We start from the raw sequence: 20393 nt of genomic DNA, 5'->3' as shown, positions 1-20393 counted from the left end.
CGGCCTGGGGCGCGCCCGGCGCCGGTCCCGCCGCCTTGCGGCGTCGCCGCCGGGGCGGTCTAACCCCTTCCGCATGCCGCCCGCCGAGCCCGACGACCTCGCCCACATGCGCGCCGCCCTGGCGCTGGCGCGGCGCGGGCTCGGCAATGCCTGGCCCAATCCGGCGGTGGGCTGCGTCCTGGTGCGCGACGGCCGCGTGGTCGGGCGCGGCTGGACCCAGCCCGGCGGCCGCCCGCACGCCGAGACCGAGGCGCTGGCCCGCGCCGGGGCGGCGGCGCGCGGCGCCACCGCCTACGTCACCCTCGAGCCCTGCTCGCATCACGGCCGCACGCCGCCCTGCTGCGAGGCGCTGATCGCCGCCGGCGTCGCGCGCGTCGTGATCGCCCTGCAGGATCCCGATTCGCGGGTGAACGGCACCGGCATCGCCCGCCTGCGCGCGGCGGGGATCGCCGTCGAGACCGGGCTCTGCGAGGCCGAGGCGCGGGCGCTCAACGCCGGTTTCCTGCGTCGCATCAGGCTCGGCCTGCCGCTCGTGACGCTCAAGCTCGCCACCACGCTGGACGGCCGGATCGCCACTGCGGCCGGCGAGAGCCGCTGGATCACCGGCCCCGCCGCCCGGCGCGAGGCGCACGCGCTGCGCGCGCGCCACGACGCCGTGCTGGTCGGCAGCGGCACGGTGCTGGCGGACGATCCGGACCTCACCTGCCGGCTGCCGGGGATGGCGCGGCTTCCCGCGCTGCGCGTGGTGGCGGACGCGCGCCTGCGCACGCCGCTCGCCGCCCGGCTGGTGGCGAGCGCGCGCGAGGTGCCGACCTGGATCGTCACCCGCCCCGGCCACCCGCCGGCCCGGCGCGCACCCTACCAGGAGGCCGGGGTCGAGATCCTGACGGTGCCGGCCGGACCCGCGGGCGGCCTCGACCTCGGCGCCCTGCTCGGCGCCCTCGCCCAGCGCGGCGTGACGCGTGTGCTGGCCGAGGGCGGGGCGGCGCTCGCCGCCGGCCTGCTGCGGGCGGGGCTCGTGGACCGGCTCGCCTGGTTCCACGCGCCCGCCGTCATGGGCGGCGACGGGCGGGCGGCGGTGGAGGCCCTGGCCGTGACAGGGCTCGCCGAAATGCCCAGATTCCACCGCGTCGCCTCCCGCCCCCTGGGCGAGGACTGGCTGACCGAGTTCGAGCGCGGCAACTGAAGAACGGGGCGCAGACAGGCATGTTCACCGGCATCGTCACCGCCCTCGGCACGGTGCGCGAGGTGCAGCCGATCGGCGGCGGCCACGACCTGCGCCTGGTGATCGGGGTGGCGCCCGCCTTCCTGCGGGAGCCCGCGCCGGCGGCCGTCGGCGCCTCGATCGCCTGCTCCGGCTGCTGCCTGACGGCGGTGCAGCTCGGCGACGACTGGTTCGCCGTGGACGCCTCGGCCGAGACGCTGGCGCGCACCACGGTCGGGCGCTGGCGCGCGGGCAGCCGGGTGAACCTGGAGCGCTCTCTCCGCCTCGGCGACGAGCTCGGCGGGCACCTCGTCAGCGGCCATGTGGACGGGGTGGCCGAGGTTCTGTCGGCCACGCCCGAGAACGCCTCCGTCCGCTGGCGCTTCCGCGCGCCGGAGGCGCTGGCGCCCTTGATCGCGCCGAAGGGCTCGGTGGCGCTGGACGGCGTCTCCCTGACCGTGAACGAGGTTGACGGGGCCGTCTTCGGCGTCAACATCATCCCCCACACCAGCGCCGTCACCACCTTCGGCACGCTGCGGCCGGGCGACGCGGTGAACCTCGAGATCGACGTGCTCGCCCGCTACGTCGCTCGCCTGCTGGAGTTCCGGACATGAGCGCCGCCGCGAGCGCGACCCGTCCCCTGCGCGCCGGCTTCCACGAATTCATCGCCCCGACCGAGGAGCTGATCGAGGAGGCGCGGCGCGGGCGCATGTTCATCCTCGTGGACGACGAGGACCGCGAGAACGAGGGCGACCTCGTCATCCCCGCGCAGTTCGCCACGCCGGACGCGATCAACTTCATGGCCAAGCACGCGCGCGGCCTGATCTGCCTGGCGCTGACCCGGCAGCGCGTCGAGCAGCTCGGCCTGCCGCTGATGGCCCAGGCCAACGGCACGCGGCACCAGACCGCCTTCACCGTCTCGATCGAGGCGCGGGACGGCGTCACCACCGGCATCTCCGCACACGACCGCGCCCGCACCATCGCGGTGGCGATCAACCCGGAGCTCGGGCGCGAGCACATCGTCACCCCGGGCCACGTCTTCCCGCTGGTGGCGCGCGAGGGAGGCGTGCTGGTCCGCGCCGGGCACACCGAGGCGGCGGTGGACCTTGCGCGGCTCGCCGGCCTGATCCCGGCCGGCGTGATCTGCGAGATCATGAACGACGACGGCACCATGGCCCGCATGCCGGACCTGGTGGCCTTCGCGCAGCGGCACGGCCTCAAGCTCGGCACCATCGCCGACCTGATCGCCCACCGCCGGCGCACCGAGCGCCTGGTGCGGCGCGTCGAGGAGGGCGTGCTGCCCGGCGCGGTGGGCGGCGAGTGGCGCGTGGTGGTGTTCGAGACCACGCTCGAGCCCGGCGAGCACGCGGCGCTGGTGAAGGGCGACATCACCACGCCCGAGCCGGTGCTGGTGCGGATGCACGCGGCGAACCTGCTGGAGTCGGCGGCGGCGGGGCGGAACATCCGCGAGCTCTACGGCGCGATGCGCATGATCGCCGAGGCCGGGCGCGGCGTCGTCGTGCTGATCCGCGACTGGCGCCCGACCGGCCTCTCCGAGCAGGTGCGGCGCATCCGCGAGCACCGCGCCCTCGCCCCGGAGATCCGCGACTACGGCATCGGCGCGCAGATCCTCGCCGATCTCGGCGTGCGGGAGATGATCCGCCTCTCCAACAACCCCCGCCCCGTGGTCGGGCTCGAGGGCTACGGGCTGCACGTGCTCGAGACGCGGCCGATCCCGCTGCCGTCGGGGGAGGTGCCCGCGTGAGCACCGCCGACAGCCCGGTGCGCGCGGCGCCGCGGATCGAGGGGCCGCCGCCGCGCGTCCTCGTCCTGCAGGCGCCCTACTATCGCGCGGTGATCGAGGGCCTGCGCCAGGGCGCCGACCCGCTGCTCGCTGCGGCCGGCGCCACGGTCGAGACCGCCGAGGTCGCCGGCGCCTTCGAGCTGCCCGGCGCGCTGCGCCTCGCGCTCCGGGCGCCGCGGCGGCGCTGGGACGGGTTCCTGGTGCTCGGCTGCGTGGTGAAGGGCGAGACCGACCACTACGACCACATCTGCCGCGAGGCCTGCCGCGGCGTGATGGACATCGCGGTGGAGACGGGCGTGCCGATCGGCTTCGGCCTGCTCACCGTGCACACGCTGGCGCAGGCCGAGGCGCGCGCGCGCCCCGACCGCCACAACAAGGGAGCGGAGGCGGCGCAGGCGCTGCTGACCCAGATCGCCCTCGCCCGGCGCTGGGGCGTGGCATGAGCGGGGCGCCGAAACGCCGCAGGCCGCGCGCCAGCCCTCCGCCGGGCCGCCCCCGCACCGGGGCGCGGCTCGCCGCGGTGCAGGCGCTGTTCCAGTCCGAGCAGACCGGCGATCCGGCGGAAGCGGTAATCGAGCAGTTCGTGCGCCACCGCATCGGCGCCGTGCCGGGCATGGGCGGCTTCGAGGAGGGGCGCGTACCGCAGGCCGACGTGCCGCTCTTCATCGCGATCGTCCGCGCCGCGGCGCGCGAGGGCGCGGCGCTCGACCAGGTGGTGCGCGAATCGCTCGTCGCCGACTGGCCGCTGGAGCGGATTGATCCGGTGCTGCGGGCCCTGTTCCGCGCCGCCGCGGCGGAACTGCGCGATCCCGCCGGCCCGCCGGCCAGGGTGGTGATCAACGAATACCTCGACGTGGCGCACGGCTTCCTGGACGCCGAGGGCGTGCGCTTCGCCAACGGCGTGCTCGACGCGATGGCGAAGCGCCTGCGCCCGGCGGAGTTCGCGCCGGCCGGACCGGCGCCGGCGGGGGGCAAGGCGGAGTGAGCCTGCCGCCGGAATTCGCGCTGATCGCGCGCCACTTCCGGCCGCTCGCCGGGCCCGGCGCGCTCGATCTCGCCGACGACGCCGCGCTGCTCGACCCGCCGCCTGGGCGCCAGCTCGTGCTGGCGGCGGACGCGATGGTGGAGGGGGTGCATTTCCTCCCCGCCGACCCGCCGGAGACGGTGGGGCGGAAGCTGCTGCGCGTGAACCTCTCCGACCTCGCCGCGATGGGCGCCGAGCCGCTCGGCTACCTGATGACGACGAGCTTGCCCCGCGGGGTGGCGGATTCCTGGATCGCCGGCTTCGTCGCCGGCCTCGCCGAGGACCAGCGGATCTTCGGCCTCTCGCTCCTCGGCGGCGACACGACGGCGACGCCGGGGCCCGCCTGCCTGTCGCTGACCATCCTCGGGACGGTGCCGCCCGGTGCGGCGCTGCGGCGGGCGGGCGCGCGGCCGGGCGATGCCGTCTGGGTCTCGGGCACGCTCGGCGACGGCGCGCTCGGGCTGCGGGTGCTGCGCGGCGAGCTGCCGGGCGACGCGGCGGGGCATCTCGCCCGGCGCTACCGGCTGCCGGAACCGCGGCTCGCCCTCGGCCAGGCGCTGCGCGGCCTGGCGCGGGCGGCGCTCGACGTCTCCGACGGGCTGGTGCAGGACCTCGGCCATCTCTGCCGCGCCGCCGGCTGCGGTGCGGTGATCGAGGCCGCCGCCGTGCCGCTCTCGGCGGCGGCGCGCGCGCTGGTCGCCGCCGATCCGGCGCGGCTCCTCCTCGTGCTCAGCGGCGGCGACGACTACGAGCTGCTGTTCGCGGCGCCCGCCGGAGCGGAGGCCGAGGTCGAGCGCCGTGCCGCCGCCGCCGGCACGCCGGTCATGCGGATCGGGCAATTCGTCGCCGGCCCGCCGGAGGTTGCCGTGCTCGGCCCGGACGGCGCGCCGCTTGCACTGGCGCGCGAGGGCTGGAGCCACTTCTGATGGACACCGCCGCCGCCACGGCCGCGCAGGAGCGGGCGATGAGGCGCAATGTCTGGCTGCTCTTCTGCTGCCAGGCGCTGATCCACGCCACCATGTCGGGCCAGGTGACGATGGCGGCGCTGATCGGGCACACGCTGAGCGGGGACAAGGCGCTCGCCACCCTGCCGGTCGCGGTGCAGATGACGGCGGTGATGGCGGCCTCGATCCCGGCCGGCATCGTCTTCTCGCGGCTCGGCCGGCGGGCGGGGTTCACGCTCGGGGCGCTGAGCTCGACCGCGGGCGCGCTGCTCTCCGCCCTCGCGATCTGGCGGGCCGACTTCCTGCTCTACTGCGTCGCCTCGGCCTTCGTCGGCGGCGGCTTCGGCATCGGCCAGCACTACCGCTTCGCCGCCGCCGAGGTGGCGACGCCCGAGTACCGCGCCCGCGCCATCTCGCTGGTGATGGCGGGCGGGGTGATCTCGGCCTTCCTCGGGCCGGAGCTGGTCAAGCACACGCGCGACCTCGGCGCGCCCTATCTCTTCCTCGGCACCTACCTGGCGCTGGCGGCGCTGCCGCTGGTCTGCCTCGGCGTGCTCGCGGCGGCGGTGCTGCCGCCGCCGCCGGCGCGGGAGAAGGCGGCGACGCCGATCGGGACGATCCTCTCGCGCCCGGCCTTCGTGACGGCGGCGGTCGTCGGGCTCGTCGCCTTCGGCACGATGAACCTGGTGATGACCTCGACGCCGGTCGAGATGACGCTGTTCTGCGGCTTCGCCTTCAGCGACAGCGCCACGGTGATCCAGGCGCACGCGGTGGCGATGTACGCGCCGGGCTTCGTCACCGGATCGTTGATCGGGCGCTTCGGCGCCGCGCGGATCATCGCCGCCGGGGCGGCGATGACCGCGCTCTGCGTCGCGGTGGGGCTGGGCGGGGCGAGCTTCTGGCACTTCGCGGTGGCGCTGGCGCTGCTCGGCGCCGGCTGGAACTTCATGTTCGTCGGCGCGACGACGCTGCTCGCGACCGCCTACCGGCCGGAGGAGCGGATGCGCGCGCAGGCGGCGAACGACTTCATCGTGTTCGGCACCACCGCCTGCACCGCCTTCCTCTCCGGCGTGCTGCACGCCAAGGCGGGGTGGGCGGGGCTGAACCTGGCGCTGCTGCCGCCGCTCGCGGTGGCGCTGGCGCTGCTCGCCTGGTTCAGGCGCCGCCAGCGGGCCGCCGCGGCCGCGGTGGCGCCGGCATAAGGGCGGAGGGCGGGCGCCGCGCCGGCGGGCGGCCCGCTCAGCGGGCCGGCGCGGCGTGGCCGGGCGCGGTCTTCAGCGCCTCGGTCGTGTCGAAGTCGCGCAGCACGGCGTCCGAGGCCATCTCCACCTCGACCAGCCGGTCCCGGTACTTGCCGACCAGGTGGCGGGCGCCGACATCGCCCGTGATGGCGAGCATCTCCGGCACGAATTCGCGACTCCAGAGCATCGGGTTGCCCTGCTTGCCGCGGAAGGTCGGCATGACGATGGCGCGCCCCTCTTCGGGGTCGAAGGCGGCGAGCAGCCGGTCCATCATGGCGCCGGTGACCAGCGGCATGTCGCCGAGGCAGATCAGCACGCCCTCCGCGTCCGGCGGCAGGGCGCGCAGCCCGGCCTTGAGGCTGGCGGAGAGGCCCTCGGCGTAGTCCTCGGCGTGGGCGAACAGCACCGGGCGGCCGGTCAACGTCTCCTCGATCCGCTCGCGCTCGTGCCCGGTGACGACGATGACCGGCCGGGCGCGGGAGGCGAGGACGTTGTCCACCACGCGGGCGATCATCGGCACGCCGTGCTCGTCGGTGACGAGCAGCTTGTTGAGCGGCGCCATGCGGCGCGAGCGGCCGGCGGCGAGCACCACCGCGGCGACCTTGCGCGGGCGGCGCGGCGCGGTGGCGGGCGGCGGTGTCTTCGGCGCCTGCTCGCGCGGCAGCGGACGGCTCTCGATCTCCTTGAGCAGCCCGCCCACGCCCATCGCCATGATGTCGCGCGAGGTCACCGGGATGCCGGCGAAGGTGCGCTGCAGCACCCAGTCGAAGCCGTTGAGCTTCGGGCTGCGGGCGCAGCCCGGCAGGACGAAGGCCGGGATGTCGCCGATGCGCCCGGTGCAGATCAGGTTGCCGGGGTCCACCGGCATGCCGAAGTGCTCGATCGTGCCGCCGGCCCGCACGATCGCGGCCGGCCCGACGTCGCGCCGGTCCACCACGGCGGAGGCGCCGGCGATCAGCAGCAGCTCGGCCCCGGCGCGCCGCAGGCGGTTCAGCGCCTCGGCGACGGCGGCCTCCTCGTGGCGGCAGCGCTCGACGGGCAGCAGCGTGCCGCGCAGCGCCTCCACCCGGGCACGCGTCGCCTCCACCGTGCCCTCCAGGACGCTTTCCTTGAGGCCGGGAAGCTCGGTCAGGACGAGGCCGACCTGGAGCGGGCGGAAGGGCTTCACCTGCAGCGCCGGCGCGCCGGCGCGCGCGATCGCCTCGGCGACCTGGAGCACGGGGGTGGCGACGGCGAAGGGGATGATCTTGATGGTGGCGATCATCTCCCGCGGCTCGACCACCGCGTAGGGCGGCAGGGTGGCGACGGTGATCGCCTCGTCCACCGCGTTGATGCGGTTGATCTTCGCGGCATCGAGGACGAGCAGCCCGGCGGTCTCGGCGAACAGGTTGACGCGGCCGGTCGCGGCGCGCGAGCGGGCGATCAGCGGGGCGCGCAGCGCCTCGGCGATGCGGTCGGCGGCCTCGTCCTCCGGCACGTCGCCGGCCTCGAGGCGGGCGACGGTCACCTCGCGGCGCCCGGCCTCGCGCAGCGCCGCGAGCGCGCCCTCGTCGAGCACCGTGCCCTTCTTGATCACCTGGCCGCCGGGCAGCCGGATCGTGTGGGCGAGGATGGCGCCGCGCGCCTCCTCGAGCGGGACAGGGCCGAAGATCATGCGGCGGCAGGGGCGGAGGCGGCGGCGCCCTGCGGCGTCCCGTCCCGGCGCGCGGCGAGCGGGGCGCCACGGCGCACGGCGACGATCTCGGCGAGGATCGAGAGCGCGATCTCGGGCGCCGTCACCGCCGCGATGTCGAGGCCGACGGGGGCGTGGATGCGCGCGAGGGCGGCGTCGTCGAAGCCCATTTCCTTCAGCCGCGCGATGCGCTTGGCGTGGGTGCGCCGGCTGCCGAGCGCGCCGATGTAGAAGGCCGGGCTTTTCAGCGCGCGGTCCAGCGCCGGGTCGTCGAGCTTCGGGTCGTGGGTGAGGGTGACGACGGCGGTGCGCGCATCGGGGCGCAGCGCGTCCAGCGCCTCGTCGGGCCAGTCGGTGCGGAGGGTGACGCCGGCGAACCGCTCCTCGGTGGCGAAGGCGCGGCGCGGGTCCACGACGGTGACGGCGAAGCCGAGGCGGGCCGCCATCGGCACCAGCGCCTGGGCGATGTGCACGGCGCCGACGACGACGAGGCGGAGCGGCGGGTTGTGCGGGTGGACGAACCAGGGCTCGCCGTCGAGGGTGACGGTGCGCGCCTGGTCGTCGCGCAGCGCCGCGGCGGCCGCCTCGGCCAGCGCGCCCGGGCAGGCGTCGTCGGGCCAAAGGCACTGCTGCCCGTCGGTGAGGCGCGTCAGCAGCGCGACCGGCCGGCCGGCGGCGCGGTCGGCGAGCAGGCGCGCAAGGATCTCCGGCGTCACGACAGCTTCTCCACGAACACCTTGAGCTTGCCGCCGCAGGCGAGGCCGACCTCCCAGGCCCGCTCGTCGCTGATGCCGAAGTCGAGGAGCTGCGGCGCGCCGGTGGCCATGGTCTTCTTCGCCGCCTCGGCGACGGCGCCCTCGATGCAGCCGCCGGAGACGCTGCCCGCCAGCTTGCCGCTCGCGGTCACCGCCATCCGGCTGCCGGCCGGGCGGGGCGAACTGCCCCAGGTCTCGACGACGGTCGCCAGCGCCACGGTCTCCCCCGCGGCGCGCCACTCCGCGGCGATACCGAGGACATCCTCCGAGTCGCTGCCGGTCGTCATGCGGCTCTCCTCCCGGGGCCCGCGCGCCGCGGGGCGGAGAGGGTTTCCACCAGCGCGCGCAGGCTTTCCAGATTGTGCACCGGGCGGAACTCGTCCACATGGGGGAGCATCGCCCGGATGCCCTGGGATTTGGGCTGGAACCCGGCGAAGCGCAACAGCGGATTGAGCCAGATCAGGCGCCGGCAGGACCGGCGCAGCCGGTCGGTGGCCTCGGCGAGGCCCTTGGCGCCCTCGCGGTCCAGCCCGTCGGTGATCAGCAGCACCACCGCGCCCTGGCCGAGCACGCGCCGGGCCCAGAGACGGTTGAACTGGGTCAGCGACTCGCCGATCCGCGTGCCGCCCGACCAGTCGGGCACGACGTGCGAGACCAGCTCGAAGGCGACCTCCGGGTCGCGGTGGCGGAGCTGGCGGGTGACGTTGGTGAGCCGCGTGCCGAACAGGAAGACGTGCACGCGGTCGCGCGCGTTCGTCACCGCGTGCACGAAATGCAGCAGGATCTGCGCGTAGCGCGCCATCGAGCCGGAGATGTCGCAGAGCACGACCAGGGGCGGCGGGCGCGTGAGGCGCCGCCGGCGGACGAGGGTCAGGATCTCGCCGCCCTCGCGCAGGCTGGCGCGGATGGTGGCGCGCAGGTCCACCGCCGGGCCGGCGGGGTCGGCGCGGAAGCGGCGGGTGCGGCGCTCGTCCAGCGGCAGGACGAGGCGGCGGATCTCGCGCTTCGCCTCGGCGATCTCGGCCGCGCTCATCGCCTCGAAGTCCATCTTCTGCAGGCGCTCGCGCTCGGAGACGGTGAGCGTGGCCTCGCGCAGCGGGGGCGGGGGCTCGGCCTCCTGCGGCGCCGGGCGCGGCCGGCCGGCCATCAGCGCCTCGGCGACGCGGCGGGCGGTGGGCGGCGGGCGCTCCTTCTCCTTGCCGGCCTCGAACAGCTCGAGCGCGGCGGCCTGGCGGCCGGCCTCGGGGTCGCGCCAGAACAGGGCGAAGGCCTGGTCGAACAGCTCGAAATGCTCGCGGCGGTGGACCATCACGGCGCGCAGCGCGGCCTGCACCTGCGCGCGGTCCGCAAGGTCCACGATCGTCAGCGCCTCGGCCGCGGCGAGCACCTCGCCGGCGCCGACGGGCAGGCCGGCGCGGCGCAGCAGCCGGGCGAAGGCGAGCAGGTTGGCGGCGAGGTGCCCGCGGCCGCCGCCCTCGCCGCCGGTCCCGGCGCGGAGGATCGCGCTGGCCGGGGCGAGCGCCATCAGGCGGCCGCCGCCTGCTTCGCCTCGGCCACCAGCTTCGCCGCCTCGGCGCCGCGCAGCCTGGCGATGTCGTCCTGGTACTTCAGCAGGGCGCCGAGGGTGTCGTCCACCACCGCCGGCTCCAGCTCCTTGCAGTCGAGGGCGTTGAGCGCGAGCGCCCAGTCGATCGTCTCCGCCACGCCCGGCAGCTTGAAGTAGTCGCCCTGGCGCAGGCGCTGGACGAAGGCGACGACCTCGGCGGAGAGGCGCTCCGGCACGCCGGGGGCGCGGATGCGCAGGATCGCGCGCTCGCGCGCCGCGTCCGGGTAGTCCACCCAGTGGTAGAGGCAGCGGCGGCGGATCGCGTCGTGCACCTCCCGCGTGCGGTTGGAGGTGATGACGACGACCGGCGGCACCTCCGCCTTGATGGTGCCGAGCTCCGGGATGGTGATCTGGAAGTCGGCGAGGATCTCGAGCAGGAAGGCCTCGAAGGGCTCGTCGGCGCGGTCGAGCTCGTCGATCAGCAGCACGGCGGGATCGCCGTCGAGCGCCTGCAGCAGCGGGCGCTCCATCAGGAACCGCTTGTCGTAGATCCCGCGCTCGAGCGCCGCGCGGTCCTTGGCCTCCCCGGTGGCCTCGGCGAGGCGAATCGCCATGAGCTGGCGCGCGTGGTTCCACTCGTAGGCGGCGGCGGCGAGGTCCATGCCGTCGTAGCACTGCAGGCGCACCAGCCGGCGCGGGAGCTGCGCCGCCAGGACCTTGGCGATCTCGGTCTTGCCGGTGCCGGGCTCGCCCTCGAGGAACAGCGGCCGGCCCAGGTGCAGCGCGAGATGGACGGTGGTGGCGAGGGCGCGGTCGGCGACGTAGCCGCCGGCCGCGAGCAGGCGCTGGGTCGCCGCGACGGAATCGGGAAAGGCCACGGCTCACCCCACCACGAACAGCAGGATCAGGATGATCAGCATCAGCACGGCGCCGATCCAGAACTGCATCGGCAGCCCGAAGGGCTCCATGGCGAAGAACAGGCGCAGCGGCCTGAGGTCGAAGGGCTCGGCGGGCGGGAGCGGGCCCGGCGCGGGGCCGGCCGCCGGCGGCGCGGCGGGCGGGGGGAGCGGCCCGGGGGGCGCCGCGGCCGCGACGGCCATCGCCTCCGCCGGGGCCGCCGCGACCACCACCGCTTCCGCCGGGGTGAGCTGCCGGGCGAAACGGTCGAAGAACTGGTCCGCCATCTGCTTGGCGGTCGAATCGATCAGGCGGGCGCCGAGCTGGGCCATCTTGCCGCCGACCTGGGCCTTCACGGCGTAGCTCAGCAGGGTCTCGGACGGACCGAGCTCGCGCAGGCTGACGTCGGCGCTGCCCTTGGCGAAGCCCATGGCGCCGCCCTGGCCCTCGCCGACGATGGTGTACGAATTGGGCGGGTCGAGGTTCTCGAGGCGCACCTTGCCGGTGAACTTCGCCGCCATGGGTCCGATCTTCACCGCCACGCGGGCGGCGAAGGAGTCATCGCCCGTCTTCTCGATCGTTTCGCAGCCGGGGATGGAGGCGCGCAGCACCTCGGGGTCGTTCAGCGCCTCCCAGACGCGCTGACGCGGCGCGGGAATGCGCCGCTCGCCGGTCATTTCCATCGTCGTCTCCATGTCGCGGCGCGGATCGGCCCGGCGCGGGCGTCACCGGGGCCCGGCCCGATCCGGCCGCCTGTCGGGCGGGACACTAGGGCCGGGAGGCGGGCCCGCAAACCCCCAAGCCTCCCGCCGGCTGCGCGGCGGTGCCGCCGGCGGGCCTGGCCGGGGGCCTGCCGAGCCCGCCGGAAGCGGCACCGGGCCGCCGGCCGAGCGGTTCCGCGGGCGGGCGGCCCGGGGGGCGCAGCCCCCGCCGGGCCCTTGCGGCCTCCGGAAGCCGCGGGCGTCGCGCCGATACCCCCGTCGCCCCTCGCGTCGCCCGCGCGCTCTCGTGACGCCGCGGCACTTCGTGTAGGAGGGGCACGCCGGACAGGGGCCGGAGTCCCGCGCCCCGGGGGAGGATCACGCCCGGATGCGCTTTGCCGTGCTCGCCGTCGTCGCGGCCTTGTCGCTGCTGCTGGCCGCGCCGCCCGCGCTCGGCGCGGAGGGGACGGCGGTGGACGGCCGCGCGCTGTCCCTGCTCTGGGGCCTCCCCTTCCTCGGCGTGTTGCTCTCGATCGCGCTGATGCCGCTGCTCGCGGGGCGGATCTGGCACCACCACTACGGCAAGATCGCCGCGGCCTGGGCGGCCCTCTTCCTCGGCCCCTACGCGCTGGCCTTCGGGGCGGAGGCCGCCTGGGCGGAGTTCACCCATGTGCTGGTGCAGGAATACCTGCCCTTCATGGCCCTGCTGCTCGCCCTCTACACCACGGGCGGCGGCGTGCTGCTGCGGGGCACGCTGGTCGGGACGCCGGCGGCGAACACCGCGCTGCTCGCGGCCGGGACGGGCCTCGCGAGCATCATGGGCACGACCGGCGCCTCGATGGTGCTGATCCGGCCCGTGCTGCGGGCCAACGCGTTCCGGCGGCGCAAGACGCACACCTTCGTGTTCTTCATCTTCCTCGTCAGCAACATCGGCGGCAGCCTGACGCCGCTCGGCGACCCGCCGCTCTATCTCGGCTTCCTCAAGGGCGTGGAATTCTTCTGGCCGACCACGCACCTGTTCGGCGAGTTCCTGTTCTGCGCCGGGGTGCTGCTCGCGCTCTACTACGCGATGGACCGCCTGGCCTGGGCGCGGGAGCGCCCGGCGCCGCCGGCGATCGCGGGGCGCGAGCGGCTGCGCATCGAGGGCTGGGTGAACGTGGCCCTGCTCGGCGCGGTGCTCCTCGTGGTGCTGGGGATGGGGGTGATGCCGCTCCCCGCGGTGTCCGTGCTCGGGCAGCCGGTCGGGCTCGAGCGCGTGGCCGGGATGGCGGCCTTCCTTGGGATCACGTTGGCCTCGGTGCGCCTGACGCCGCCCGCGCTGCGCGAGGAGAACGGCTTCGCCTGGGGGGCGATGGCGGAGGTGGCGAAGCTGTTCGCCGCGATCTTCGTCACCATGGCGCCGGTGCTCGCCATCCTGCGCGCGGGGCGGGAGGGCGGGGCGGCGGACCTCGTCGCCCTGACCTCCACGCCGGCGGGGGAGCCCATCCCGGCGGTCTATTTCTGGCTGACCGGCGCGCTCTCCTCCTTCCTCGACAACGCGCCGACCTACCTGGTGTTCTTCAACCTGGCGGGGGGCGAGCCCGGGCACCTGATGACGCAGGGCGCGCTGACCCTCGCCGCGATCTCCTGCGGGGCGGTGTTCATGGGGGCCAACAGCTACATCGGCAACGCGCCGAACTTCATGGTCAAGGCGATCGTCGAGGAGCAGGGGGAGCGCATGCCCTCCTTCTTCGGCTATTGCGCCTGGGCCGTCGCGGTGCTGATCCCGCTCTTCGTCCTTCTCACCCTGCTGTTCTTCTGATCCGGAGCCCCGCGCCATGCCCTACGTGATCGCCGACGACCTGCCGACCGAGCCCGCCGGGGTGCGCTTCCGCCGGCTGCTGGAGCGGCCGCAGATCCTCGAGATGCCGGGCGCGCATCTCGGCCTCGCCGCGCTGCTCGCCAAGCGCGCCGGGTTCGAGGCGCTCTACCTCTCGGGCGCGGCGATGAGCGCGACCATGGGGCTGCCGGATCTCGGCATGATCACCGTGGACGACGTCTGCTTCCACATCCGGCAGGTGGCGCGCGCCGCCATGCTGCCGGTGCTGGTGGACGGCGACACCGGCTACGGCGAGGCGCTGAACGTGATGCACATGGTCCGCGCCTTCGAGGAGGCGGGCGCCGCGGCGGTGCACCTCGAGGACCAGCTCCTGCCCAAGAAGTGCGGGCACCTCAACGACAAGAAGCTGGCGAGCGCCGACGACATGGCGGCCAAGGTGGCGGCGGCGCGCAAGGCACGGCGCCACCTCTACATCATCGCCCGTACCGACGCGGCGGCGAGCGAGGGGCTGGAGGGGGCGGTGGCGCGCGCGAAGCGCTACCTCGAGGCCGGGGCGGACGCGATCTTCCCCGAGGCGCTGACCTCGGCCGAGATGTTCCGGGAGTTCGCGCGCCGCCTGCCGGGGGTGAAGCTGCTCGCCAACATGACCGAGTTCGGCCGCACGCCCTTCTTCACCGCCGCGGAGTTCCAGGCGATGGGCTACGCGATGGTGATCTGGCCGGTCTCCCACCTGCGCGTCGCGGCGAAGGCGATGGAGGAGCTCTACGCCGCGATCCGGCGCGACGGCGGCACGCAGAACATGGTCGGCCGCATGCAGACGCGGGCCGAGCTCTACGAGACGATCGGCTACCACGCCTACGAGGCGCTGGACGCGAGCCTGGTCCGGACCGTCGTCCCCGAGGACATGCCGGCGCGCTGACCCCCTCCGCCGCGTCCGCGCGGAGGGGAGCCTCTTCCGCGCGGCCGGCGGAGGGAGGGGGGCGCGTGCCGCCGCCTCAGCCGGCGGGGGGACCGGCGCGCCGCGGACCGGAGCCGCGCGGCCGCTCGTCGGGGCCGCGCCCCGCCCGGCGCGTCAGCACCTCGCCGCGCTGGCCCGGGGTCATCGCATTCCAGCGCTCCCGGATGGCGGCCTCGTCGAGATTCGGGGTGCCGGCGCGGAAGGCGGCGACGACGCGGTCCTTGGCGCCAGGCGGCAGGGCGTCGAAGTCCTGCTCCAGCACCTGGTCGTGCCGCGCGCCGCGCCGGGCGGCCGGCTGGGCGAGGGCGGCCCCGGCGGGCCCGCCCGCGAGGAGGAAGGCAAGCAACAGGCGTCGCTGCATGGCGGTGTCTCCTCTCTCTTGCGCATGTCGAAGGCGTGCGCGCGCAGGAGATTAGGTAGGAGAGGGGAGCACCCGGAGCCTTGCGCGAGGTCAATTCTGCTCGCGCAACAGCCCGGGGCGGCAGGCTCCGGGGGCGCGCCGCGGCGCGGCTCAGTCGAGCCGCGCGCCCGAGATCTCGACAAGACGCCGCCACTTCGGCGTCTCCGCCTCGATCAGCCGCCGGAGCGCCGCGGGGCTCTCGCTCACCACCGTGCCGTAGCCGAGCGGGCGCAGGCGCTCGACGAAGCCCGGGTCCGCCGCCACGGCCTTGATCGCGCGCGCGAGCTCCGCCACCACCGGCGCGGGCGTGCCGGGCGCGGTCATGATGGCGTTCCAGGTGACGACGGAATGCTCGCCGAGGCCGAGATCGGCGAATTCCCTCATCCCCGGCACGTCGGGCAGGGCCGGCACCCGCTCCGCGCTGCTGACGGCGAGGGCCTTGAACTTCCCGCTCCGCACATGCGGGATCAGCGCCGGCATCACGTCGAACATCATGTCGATGGTGCCGGAGAGCAGATCCTGGATCGCCGGCCCGCCGCCGCGATAGGGCACGTGCAGGATGCGCGCGCCCGTCAGGTGGTTGATCGCGGCGATGTTGAGGTGGCTCGCGGTGCCGGTGCCGGAGGAGCCCATCCGCACCTGCTCCGGATGCGCCCGCGCCCAGGCGATGAGGGCGCGGAAGTCGGTCCAGCCGCGCTGGCGCGCGGTCTCGGCGTTCGCCACGCACAGCAGCGAGCCGTCGGTTATCTGCGTCACCGGCTCGAGGTCCTTCTGCGGGTCGAAGGGCATGCGGCTGTGCAGGAAGGGGAAGGCGCAGAGGGTGGTGACGCCGATGATGCCGAGGGTGGTGCCGTCCGGCGCCGCCTTCGCCACCGCGTCGGCGCCGAGCATCCCGCCCGCGCCGGCGCGGTTCTCGACCACCACCGTCTGGCCGCCGAGCTGGGCGGGCAGCCGGTCGGCGAGCAGGCGGCCGAGGATGTCGATCGCGCCGCCCGGCGGGAAGGGGACGATGATGCGGATCGGCCGGCCGCCGGCGATCGGCTGGGCGCGGGCGCCCGCCGGCAGGCCGGCGAGCAGCGGGGCGGCGGCGAGGAGCACGGTGCGGCGGCGCGGCATGGGCCCATCCCTTCTCGTGTTCGCGCGGAGCCTGACCGGGAAGGCAGGGGCCGGGCAAGACCCGGCGCGGCGGATCAGACGCCGGGGCAGTCCGCCAGGCGGTGGCGCGCCTCGGCGATCACCCGGAGCGTGGCCTCGGTCAGCGCGTAGCGCGGGAGGTCCCCCGGCGCCGCCCAGGCCACCTCGGTGACGTCGCCGCCCGGCCGCGCCTCGCCGGACCGCCAGCGGGCGAGGTAGTCGATGATGGTGTAGTGGAAGCGGATCGCGTCGCACTCGTCGCGGGTGATGCCGTCCACCACGGCGAGCAGCCGGAGCGGGCCGACCTCGATGCCGGTCTCCTCGCGCAGTTCCCGCCGGGCCGCCTCCTCCGCCCGTTCGCCGAGGCGCTGCGCGCCGCCGGGCAGGGACCAGGCGCCGAGGCGCGGCGGCTTGCCGCGGCGCACCAGCAGGACCGCGTCGCCGCGGAAGGCGACGACGCCGATGCCGACCCAGGGCCGGTCCGGATATTCGCGCCGGCTCACTGCGGCGCGTCGCCTGGCGCGGCGGCGGGCGCGGCGCCGGCCGGCGCCTCCGGTGCCGCACCCGCCTCCTGCCGCAGCAGGTCTTCGAGCCGCGGCACGAAGGCCTTCTCCTTCCACTGCCCGACCTGGTAGGCCCAGCCGCGCCAGCGCGCGTTGAGCCGCGCCGCCTCCTCGTCGCCCTCGGCGGAGAGGCGGATCCAGACCAGCGCGTCCGCCTTGTAGGGACGCACGGTGACGGCGAGGTTGTCGGTGAACTCGAACCGCGCCTCGCCGAGCGGCTCGCCGGGGATCTCGGCCTCCGGCCTCACCTCGAGGAAGGTGAGGAACTCGAAGCCGCGCGCCACCTCGTCGAGACTGGTCTCGTCGAGCGGCGGGTGCTCCGCGGGCTGCGCCAGCGCGAGCCTGGCGTCGGCATCGCCGGCGCGGGTCAGGACCAGCTCCGCCGTACCGGCGCGGCGCACCACGACGCGGCGCAGGCGGTCGGGCGGCAGGTTGGCGAGGTCGCGGTCGAGCCAGAGCTGGGCGTCGGCGTCCACCGGGATGCGGCCCTCGGCGAGCCAGGCTTGGGTCTCGTCCGGCCGGCGCACATAGGCACTCTCCGGCACGTTGCCCTGGGTGCGCACGCGGCGGCGGCCGACCACCAGTTCGGCGAGCGGGGCGCCCTGCGCATCGAGCACGCGCAGCAGCGAGGAGGTGGCGCCGGGGCGCTCGGGGTCCTCGAGGCCGAGCCGGTCCAGCAGCGCGGGGTCGGAGGTGCGCCGCTCGGCGAGGCGGAGCTCGGTGAGGCCGGTCAGCAGCTCGCGCACGCGCTCCGGGCGGGCGGGGTAGTGCGCCTTGTCGGGCAGCACCCAGGTCTCGCCCTGGCGCTCGACGCGGAGCGTGCCGTCGTGCCGCCGCACCTCGATCGCGGCGGCGCGCTGCAGGCGCTCGGCGAGGCCGGGGAAGGCGAGCGCGCCGTCCGAGGGCGCCGGCGGCGGGGTGGTGCCGGGGGTGAGCAGGACGGCGGCGCCGGCGACGAGGGCCGCTGCGCCGCCGAGGAGGACGAGAGTACGCCGCCGCATCGGCCTTCCCTTCTCACGCCCGCGCCGCGGCGCGGCGGCGGGCGCGCGCCACGCCGAGGAAGACGGCGAACAGGGTCAGCAGCGCCGGCACCAGGGCGATGTTGGCGATGCGCAGCCAGGTCTCCAGGCGCTCGATGTCGCGGCGCAGCTCGAGCTGCACGGTGCGCAGCTCCTGGCGCGTGCGCAGGATCTCCGCCCGTGCGCGGTCGATCTCGGCGCGCTGCTCGGGGGTGATCACGGCGCCGGCCGCCTGGCCGCCCTGGGCGCTGCCGGCGGCGGGGCCCTGGCGCAGCTCGCGCAGGCGGCGCTCGGTCTGCTCCAGGGTCTGCTGCAGCTCGCGTTCGCGGGCGCGGAACTTGCGGTCGGCCTCGCGCCGGATGTCCTCGACCAGGGTGAAGGGGCGCAGCGACTCGCCGCGCGAGCGCAGCGAGATCAGCGCGTCGCCGCCGGCCAGCGTGTCCGCGACGTTGGCGACGAAGGCGCCGTTGTCGGAGAAGGGGGTGGCGATCTCCTGGCCGAAGAAGTCCTGGATGCGCACCCAGAAGCGGTCCTCGAGGATGTCGGCGTCGCCGGCGACGACCAGGTTGGCCGGCCCCTCGGTGCGGGTGCGGTGCGCGGGGAAGTCGGCCGGGCGCTCCTGGCCCTCGGGCGGCTGCGGCGGGCCGTCGGGGAAGGCGGAGCGGAGCTCCCCGCGCACCCGCGCCGCGATCACGCGGCGCTGCCCGTCGGGACGGAATTCGGCGAGGAGCTGGGCCGGGTTCGGGTTCTCGCGCACCCGCTGGGCATCCACCACCATGCTGCGCTCGCTGGTGGTGAGGAGGGGGGTAAACTCGATCGGCGGGCCGCCTTCGCGGCGGCGGACCTCGCCGGCGGAGGCGACGGTGACCTGGGCGAGCTCGCCGGTGGCGACGTCGGCGCGGTTCAGCGAATCGCCCTGGAGGTTGTACCAGGCGACGTAGTCCACCGCCTGCACCCGGTCCTGCGGGTTGGCGCGCACCCGCCAGGCGCCGCGCAGGTCGAGCACCACCTTGTCCGACGGCGCCTCGATGCCCCAGGCGCTGAGCAGGCGGTCGAGCGAGGAGGCGGTGGAGGCGGGCGGGCGGCCGAGCGGCGCGCGGCTCGCCTGGCTCTCGGAATGCGGGTCGGTCAGCACGAACAGCTTGCCGCCGCGCATGACGAACTGGTCGATCGCGTAGAGCGTCGCCTCGGACAGGTTCTGCGCGTGCGCGACGATCAGGACCTGCACGTCGTCCGCGATCCGCTGGGCGTCGAGCGGGATGTCGCGCACCGTGAGGAACTGGCGGAGCTGCTGCATCACCACGAAGGGCTGTCCGCCGCCGCTTCCCATGCGCATCATCATCAGGCGCGGGTCGCCGTTGAGCGGCAGCGAGGACATCACGCCGACCACCGGCCGGCGGGGGTTCGAGAGCTCGAACACCACCCGCGTCAGGTCGTACTCGAGGAAGCGCTCGCGCTCCGGCTGGAAGAAGGGGATGGTGCGCTCGTCGTCGAGCAGGTTGGTGCCGGCGAGGCCGAAATAGACCTGCTCCCCGGACTGGTCGAGCGGCACGCCCTGCAGGCCGTAGGCCAGCGCCCGGTCCTCGGTTTCGCTGAACGGCTCGGGGTCGTGGAATTCGAGGCGGATCTTGCCGCCGGAGAGGGCGGCGTATTCCTGCAGCATCTCGCGCACCCGGTCGGCGTAGGCGCCGTAGATCGGCAATTGCGCGCCGAGCTTGCGCGAGTAGTAGAGCCGCAGCGTCACCGGGTCGCGCAGGCCGGCGAGCACCTGCCGCGTGCCCTCGCTCAGCGTGTAGAGGCGCTGCGCGGTGAGGTCGAGCCGGGCGCGCGGCAGCAGCCGGTCCGCCAGCGCGTTCACGCCGACGGCGAGCGCGGCGGCGGCGAGCAGGGCGAAGGCGGAGGACCAGCCGCGCCGCGCGGCGGGGCGCGGGGCGGGGCGGGCGGCGGCGGTGCCGGCGGTGGTGGCGACGCTCATGGGGTCAGTCCGCCTTGCGGTGGTCCACGGCCACCGCGTTCGCGAACAGCCAGAAGCCGATGAAGCTGGCGAAGAAGACGATGTCGCGCAGCGCGATCACGCCGCGCTGGAAGCCGCCGAAGCGCTCGGTCACCGAGAGCTGGCGCGCGACCTCGGCCAGCGCGGGGAGGCGCCGCGAGAGGAACTCCGTCACCACCTGGGTGCCGGCGGCGGCGAACACGAAGCAGACGGCGACGGCGAGGACGAAGGCGATGACCTGGTTCTTGGTCAGCGCCGAGAGCGCGGCGCCGACCGCAAGATAGGCGCCGGCGACCAGCAGGCAGCCCGCGTAGCCGCTGAGGATCACGCCGTTGTCCGGCTCGCCGAGCACGTTCACCGTGATCCAGAGCGGGAAGGTGAGGGCGAGCGCGATCGCGCAGAACGCCCAGGCGGCGAGGAACTTGCCGAGCACCGCCTGCCACTGCGCGACCGGCAGGGTGAGCAGCAGCTCGATCGTGCCGAGGCGGCGCTCCTCGGCCCAGAGCCGCATGGTGATCGCGGGGACGAGGAACAGGAACAGCCAGGGGACGAGGTTGAAGAAGGGCTGCAGGTCGGCCTGGTTGCGCGCGAAGAAGCCGCCGGCGGTGAAGGTCAGCGCCCCCGAGAGCACCAGGAAGATGACGATGAACACGTAGGCGACGGGGGTGGCGAAGTAGCCGGCGAGCTCCCGCCGCGCGACGGCAAGGGTGGCGCCCATC

Annotated in this window: 21 protein-coding genes; 9 read left to right on the top strand and 12 right to left on the bottom strand. The window is 75.2% G+C overall.

The features are described from left to right. The first annotated feature begins 73 nt into the window (after positions 1 to 73). The 7 genes from ribD to K1J50_RS03405 are packed head-to-tail and all read left to right on the top strand — an operon-like array spanning position 74 to position 6178. Positions 74 to 1186, top strand: coding sequence for a bifunctional diaminohydroxyphosphoribosylaminopyrimidine deaminase/5-amino-6-(5-phosphoribosylamino)uracil reductase RibD (ribD, locus tag K1J50_RS03435; RefSeq protein WP_255574869.1), 1113 nt, complete (start codon positions 74 to 76; stop codon positions 1184 to 1186). 20 nt (positions 1187 to 1206) lie between these two features. Next, on the top strand, positions 1207 to 1818 hold the full coding sequence (locus K1J50_RS03430; protein ID WP_220116034.1) for a riboflavin synthase: 612 nt from the start codon (positions 1207 to 1209) through the stop codon (positions 1816 to 1818). After that, positions 1815 to 2969 (top strand): 3,4-dihydroxy-2-butanone-4-phosphate synthase, encoded by a 1155-nt coding sequence (gene ribB / locus K1J50_RS03425; RefSeq protein WP_220116033.1) that lies wholly within the window; start codon positions 1815 to 1817, stop codon positions 2967 to 2969. The genes K1J50_RS03430 and ribB overlap by 4 nt, the downstream gene beginning before the upstream one ends. Next, complete coding sequence (gene ribH, locus K1J50_RS03420) at positions 2966 to 3451, top strand: 6,7-dimethyl-8-ribityllumazine synthase (RefSeq protein WP_220116032.1); 486 nt, start codon at positions 2966 to 2968, stop codon at positions 3449 to 3451. The genes ribB and ribH overlap by 4 nt, the downstream gene beginning before the upstream one ends. Beyond that, complete coding sequence (nusB, locus tag K1J50_RS03415; protein WP_220116031.1) at positions 3448 to 3993, top strand: transcription antitermination factor NusB; 546 nt, start codon at positions 3448 to 3450, stop codon at positions 3991 to 3993. Before ribH ends, nusB begins: the two co-directional genes overlap by 4 nt. Next, positions 3990 to 4958 (top strand): thiamine-phosphate kinase, encoded by a 969-nt coding sequence (gene thiL / locus K1J50_RS03410; RefSeq protein WP_220116030.1) that lies wholly within the window; start codon positions 3990 to 3992, stop codon positions 4956 to 4958. The genes nusB and thiL overlap by 4 nt, the downstream gene beginning before the upstream one ends. Next, positions 4958 to 6178 (top strand): MFS transporter, encoded by a 1221-nt coding sequence (locus tag K1J50_RS03405; RefSeq protein WP_220116029.1) that lies wholly within the window; start codon positions 4958 to 4960, stop codon positions 6176 to 6178. The genes thiL and K1J50_RS03405 overlap by 1 nt, the downstream gene beginning before the upstream one ends. Positions 6179 to 6215: 37 nt before the next feature. Here the strand turns inward: K1J50_RS03405 and K1J50_RS03400 are convergent, their stop codons facing one another. Genes K1J50_RS03400 through K1J50_RS03375 form a run of 6 tightly spaced genes read right to left on the bottom strand, consistent with a single transcriptional unit; the run spans position 6216 to position 11770 of the window. Beyond that, complete coding sequence (locus K1J50_RS03400) at positions 6216 to 7871, bottom strand: NTP transferase domain-containing protein (protein ID WP_220116028.1); 1656 nt, start codon at positions 7869 to 7871, stop codon at positions 6216 to 6218. Continuing rightward, positions 7868 to 8605, bottom strand: a complete 738-nt coding sequence (locus K1J50_RS03395) for an XdhC family protein (RefSeq protein ID WP_220116027.1) — start codon at positions 8603 to 8605, stop codon at positions 7868 to 7870. Before K1J50_RS03395 ends, K1J50_RS03400 begins: the two co-directional genes overlap by 4 nt. Beyond that, the gene (locus tag K1J50_RS03390; protein WP_220116026.1) at positions 8602 to 8931 is read right to left on the bottom strand and encodes an XdhC family protein; all 330 of its coding nucleotides are present in this window, start codon (positions 8929 to 8931) and stop codon (positions 8602 to 8604) included. Before K1J50_RS03390 ends, K1J50_RS03395 begins: the two co-directional genes overlap by 4 nt. After that, entirely contained in the window at positions 8928 to 10169 is a 1242-nt protein-coding gene (locus tag K1J50_RS03385) for a vWA domain-containing protein (RefSeq protein ID WP_220116025.1), read from the bottom strand. Before K1J50_RS03385 ends, K1J50_RS03390 begins: the two co-directional genes overlap by 4 nt. Beyond that, on the bottom strand, positions 10169 to 11068 hold the full coding sequence (locus K1J50_RS03380) for an AAA family ATPase (RefSeq protein ID WP_220116024.1): 900 nt from the start codon (positions 11066 to 11068) through the stop codon (positions 10169 to 10171). Before K1J50_RS03380 ends, K1J50_RS03385 begins: the two co-directional genes overlap by 1 nt. A 3-nt stretch (positions 11069 to 11071) precedes the next feature. Next, positions 11072 to 11770: a CoxG family protein gene (locus tag K1J50_RS03375; protein WP_220116023.1), complete on the bottom strand. Its 699-nt coding sequence runs from the start codon at positions 11768 to 11770 to the stop codon at positions 11072 to 11074. 406 nt (positions 11771 to 12176) lie between these two features. Between K1J50_RS03375 and K1J50_RS03370 the strand changes: the two genes are divergently transcribed. Both K1J50_RS03370 and prpB read left to right on the top strand, forming a co-directional pair. Further along, positions 12177 to 13589 (top strand): sodium:proton antiporter, encoded by a 1413-nt coding sequence (locus K1J50_RS03370; RefSeq protein ID WP_220116022.1) that lies wholly within the window; start codon positions 12177 to 12179, stop codon positions 13587 to 13589. Positions 13590 to 13605: 16 nt separating this feature from the next. Further along, entirely contained in the window at positions 13606 to 14526 is a 921-nt protein-coding gene (gene prpB / locus K1J50_RS03365) for a methylisocitrate lyase (protein WP_220116021.1), read from the top strand. Positions 14527 to 14602: 76 nt separating this feature from the next. On the opposite strand, the gene K1J50_RS03360 is transcribed toward prpB, so the two are convergent. The 6 genes from K1J50_RS03360 to K1J50_RS03335 all read right to left on the bottom strand — a co-directional run bounded on the left by K1J50_RS03360 (position 14603) and on the right by K1J50_RS03335 (position 20392). After that, positions 14603 to 14926, bottom strand: coding sequence for a hypothetical protein (locus K1J50_RS03360; RefSeq protein WP_220116020.1), 324 nt, complete (start codon positions 14924 to 14926; stop codon positions 14603 to 14605). Between the two features lie 150 nt (positions 14927 to 15076). Next, complete coding sequence (locus tag K1J50_RS03355) at positions 15077 to 16081, bottom strand: Bug family tripartite tricarboxylate transporter substrate binding protein (protein ID WP_220116019.1); 1005 nt, start codon at positions 16079 to 16081, stop codon at positions 15077 to 15079. A gap of 74 nt (positions 16082 to 16155) precedes the next feature. Then, complete coding sequence (locus K1J50_RS03350; RefSeq protein ID WP_220116018.1) at positions 16156 to 16602, bottom strand: NUDIX hydrolase; 447 nt, start codon at positions 16600 to 16602, stop codon at positions 16156 to 16158. Beyond that, positions 16599 to 17663, bottom strand: a complete 1065-nt coding sequence (locus tag K1J50_RS03345; protein WP_220116017.1) for a DUF4340 domain-containing protein — start codon at positions 17661 to 17663, stop codon at positions 16599 to 16601. The genes K1J50_RS03350 and K1J50_RS03345 overlap by 4 nt, the downstream gene beginning before the upstream one ends. A gap of 13 nt (positions 17664 to 17676) precedes the next feature. Continuing rightward, positions 17677 to 19656: a GldG family protein gene (locus K1J50_RS03340; protein ID WP_220116016.1), complete on the bottom strand. Its 1980-nt coding sequence runs from the start codon at positions 19654 to 19656 to the stop codon at positions 17677 to 17679. Between the two features lie 4 nt (positions 19657 to 19660). Beyond that, positions 19661 to 20392, bottom strand: a complete 732-nt coding sequence (locus tag K1J50_RS03335; RefSeq protein WP_220116015.1) for an ABC transporter permease — start codon at positions 20390 to 20392, stop codon at positions 19661 to 19663. Position 20393: the final 1 nt, after the last annotated feature.

It is taken from the genome of Caldovatus aquaticus (assembly GCF_019458025.1).
GTDB classification, from domain to species: domain Bacteria; phylum Pseudomonadota; class Alphaproteobacteria; order Acetobacterales; family Acetobacteraceae; genus Caldovatus; species Caldovatus aquaticus.
The sequence above is the reverse complement of the archived record's forward strand: the minus strand, read 5'-3'. Positions and strand labels throughout refer to the sequence as shown.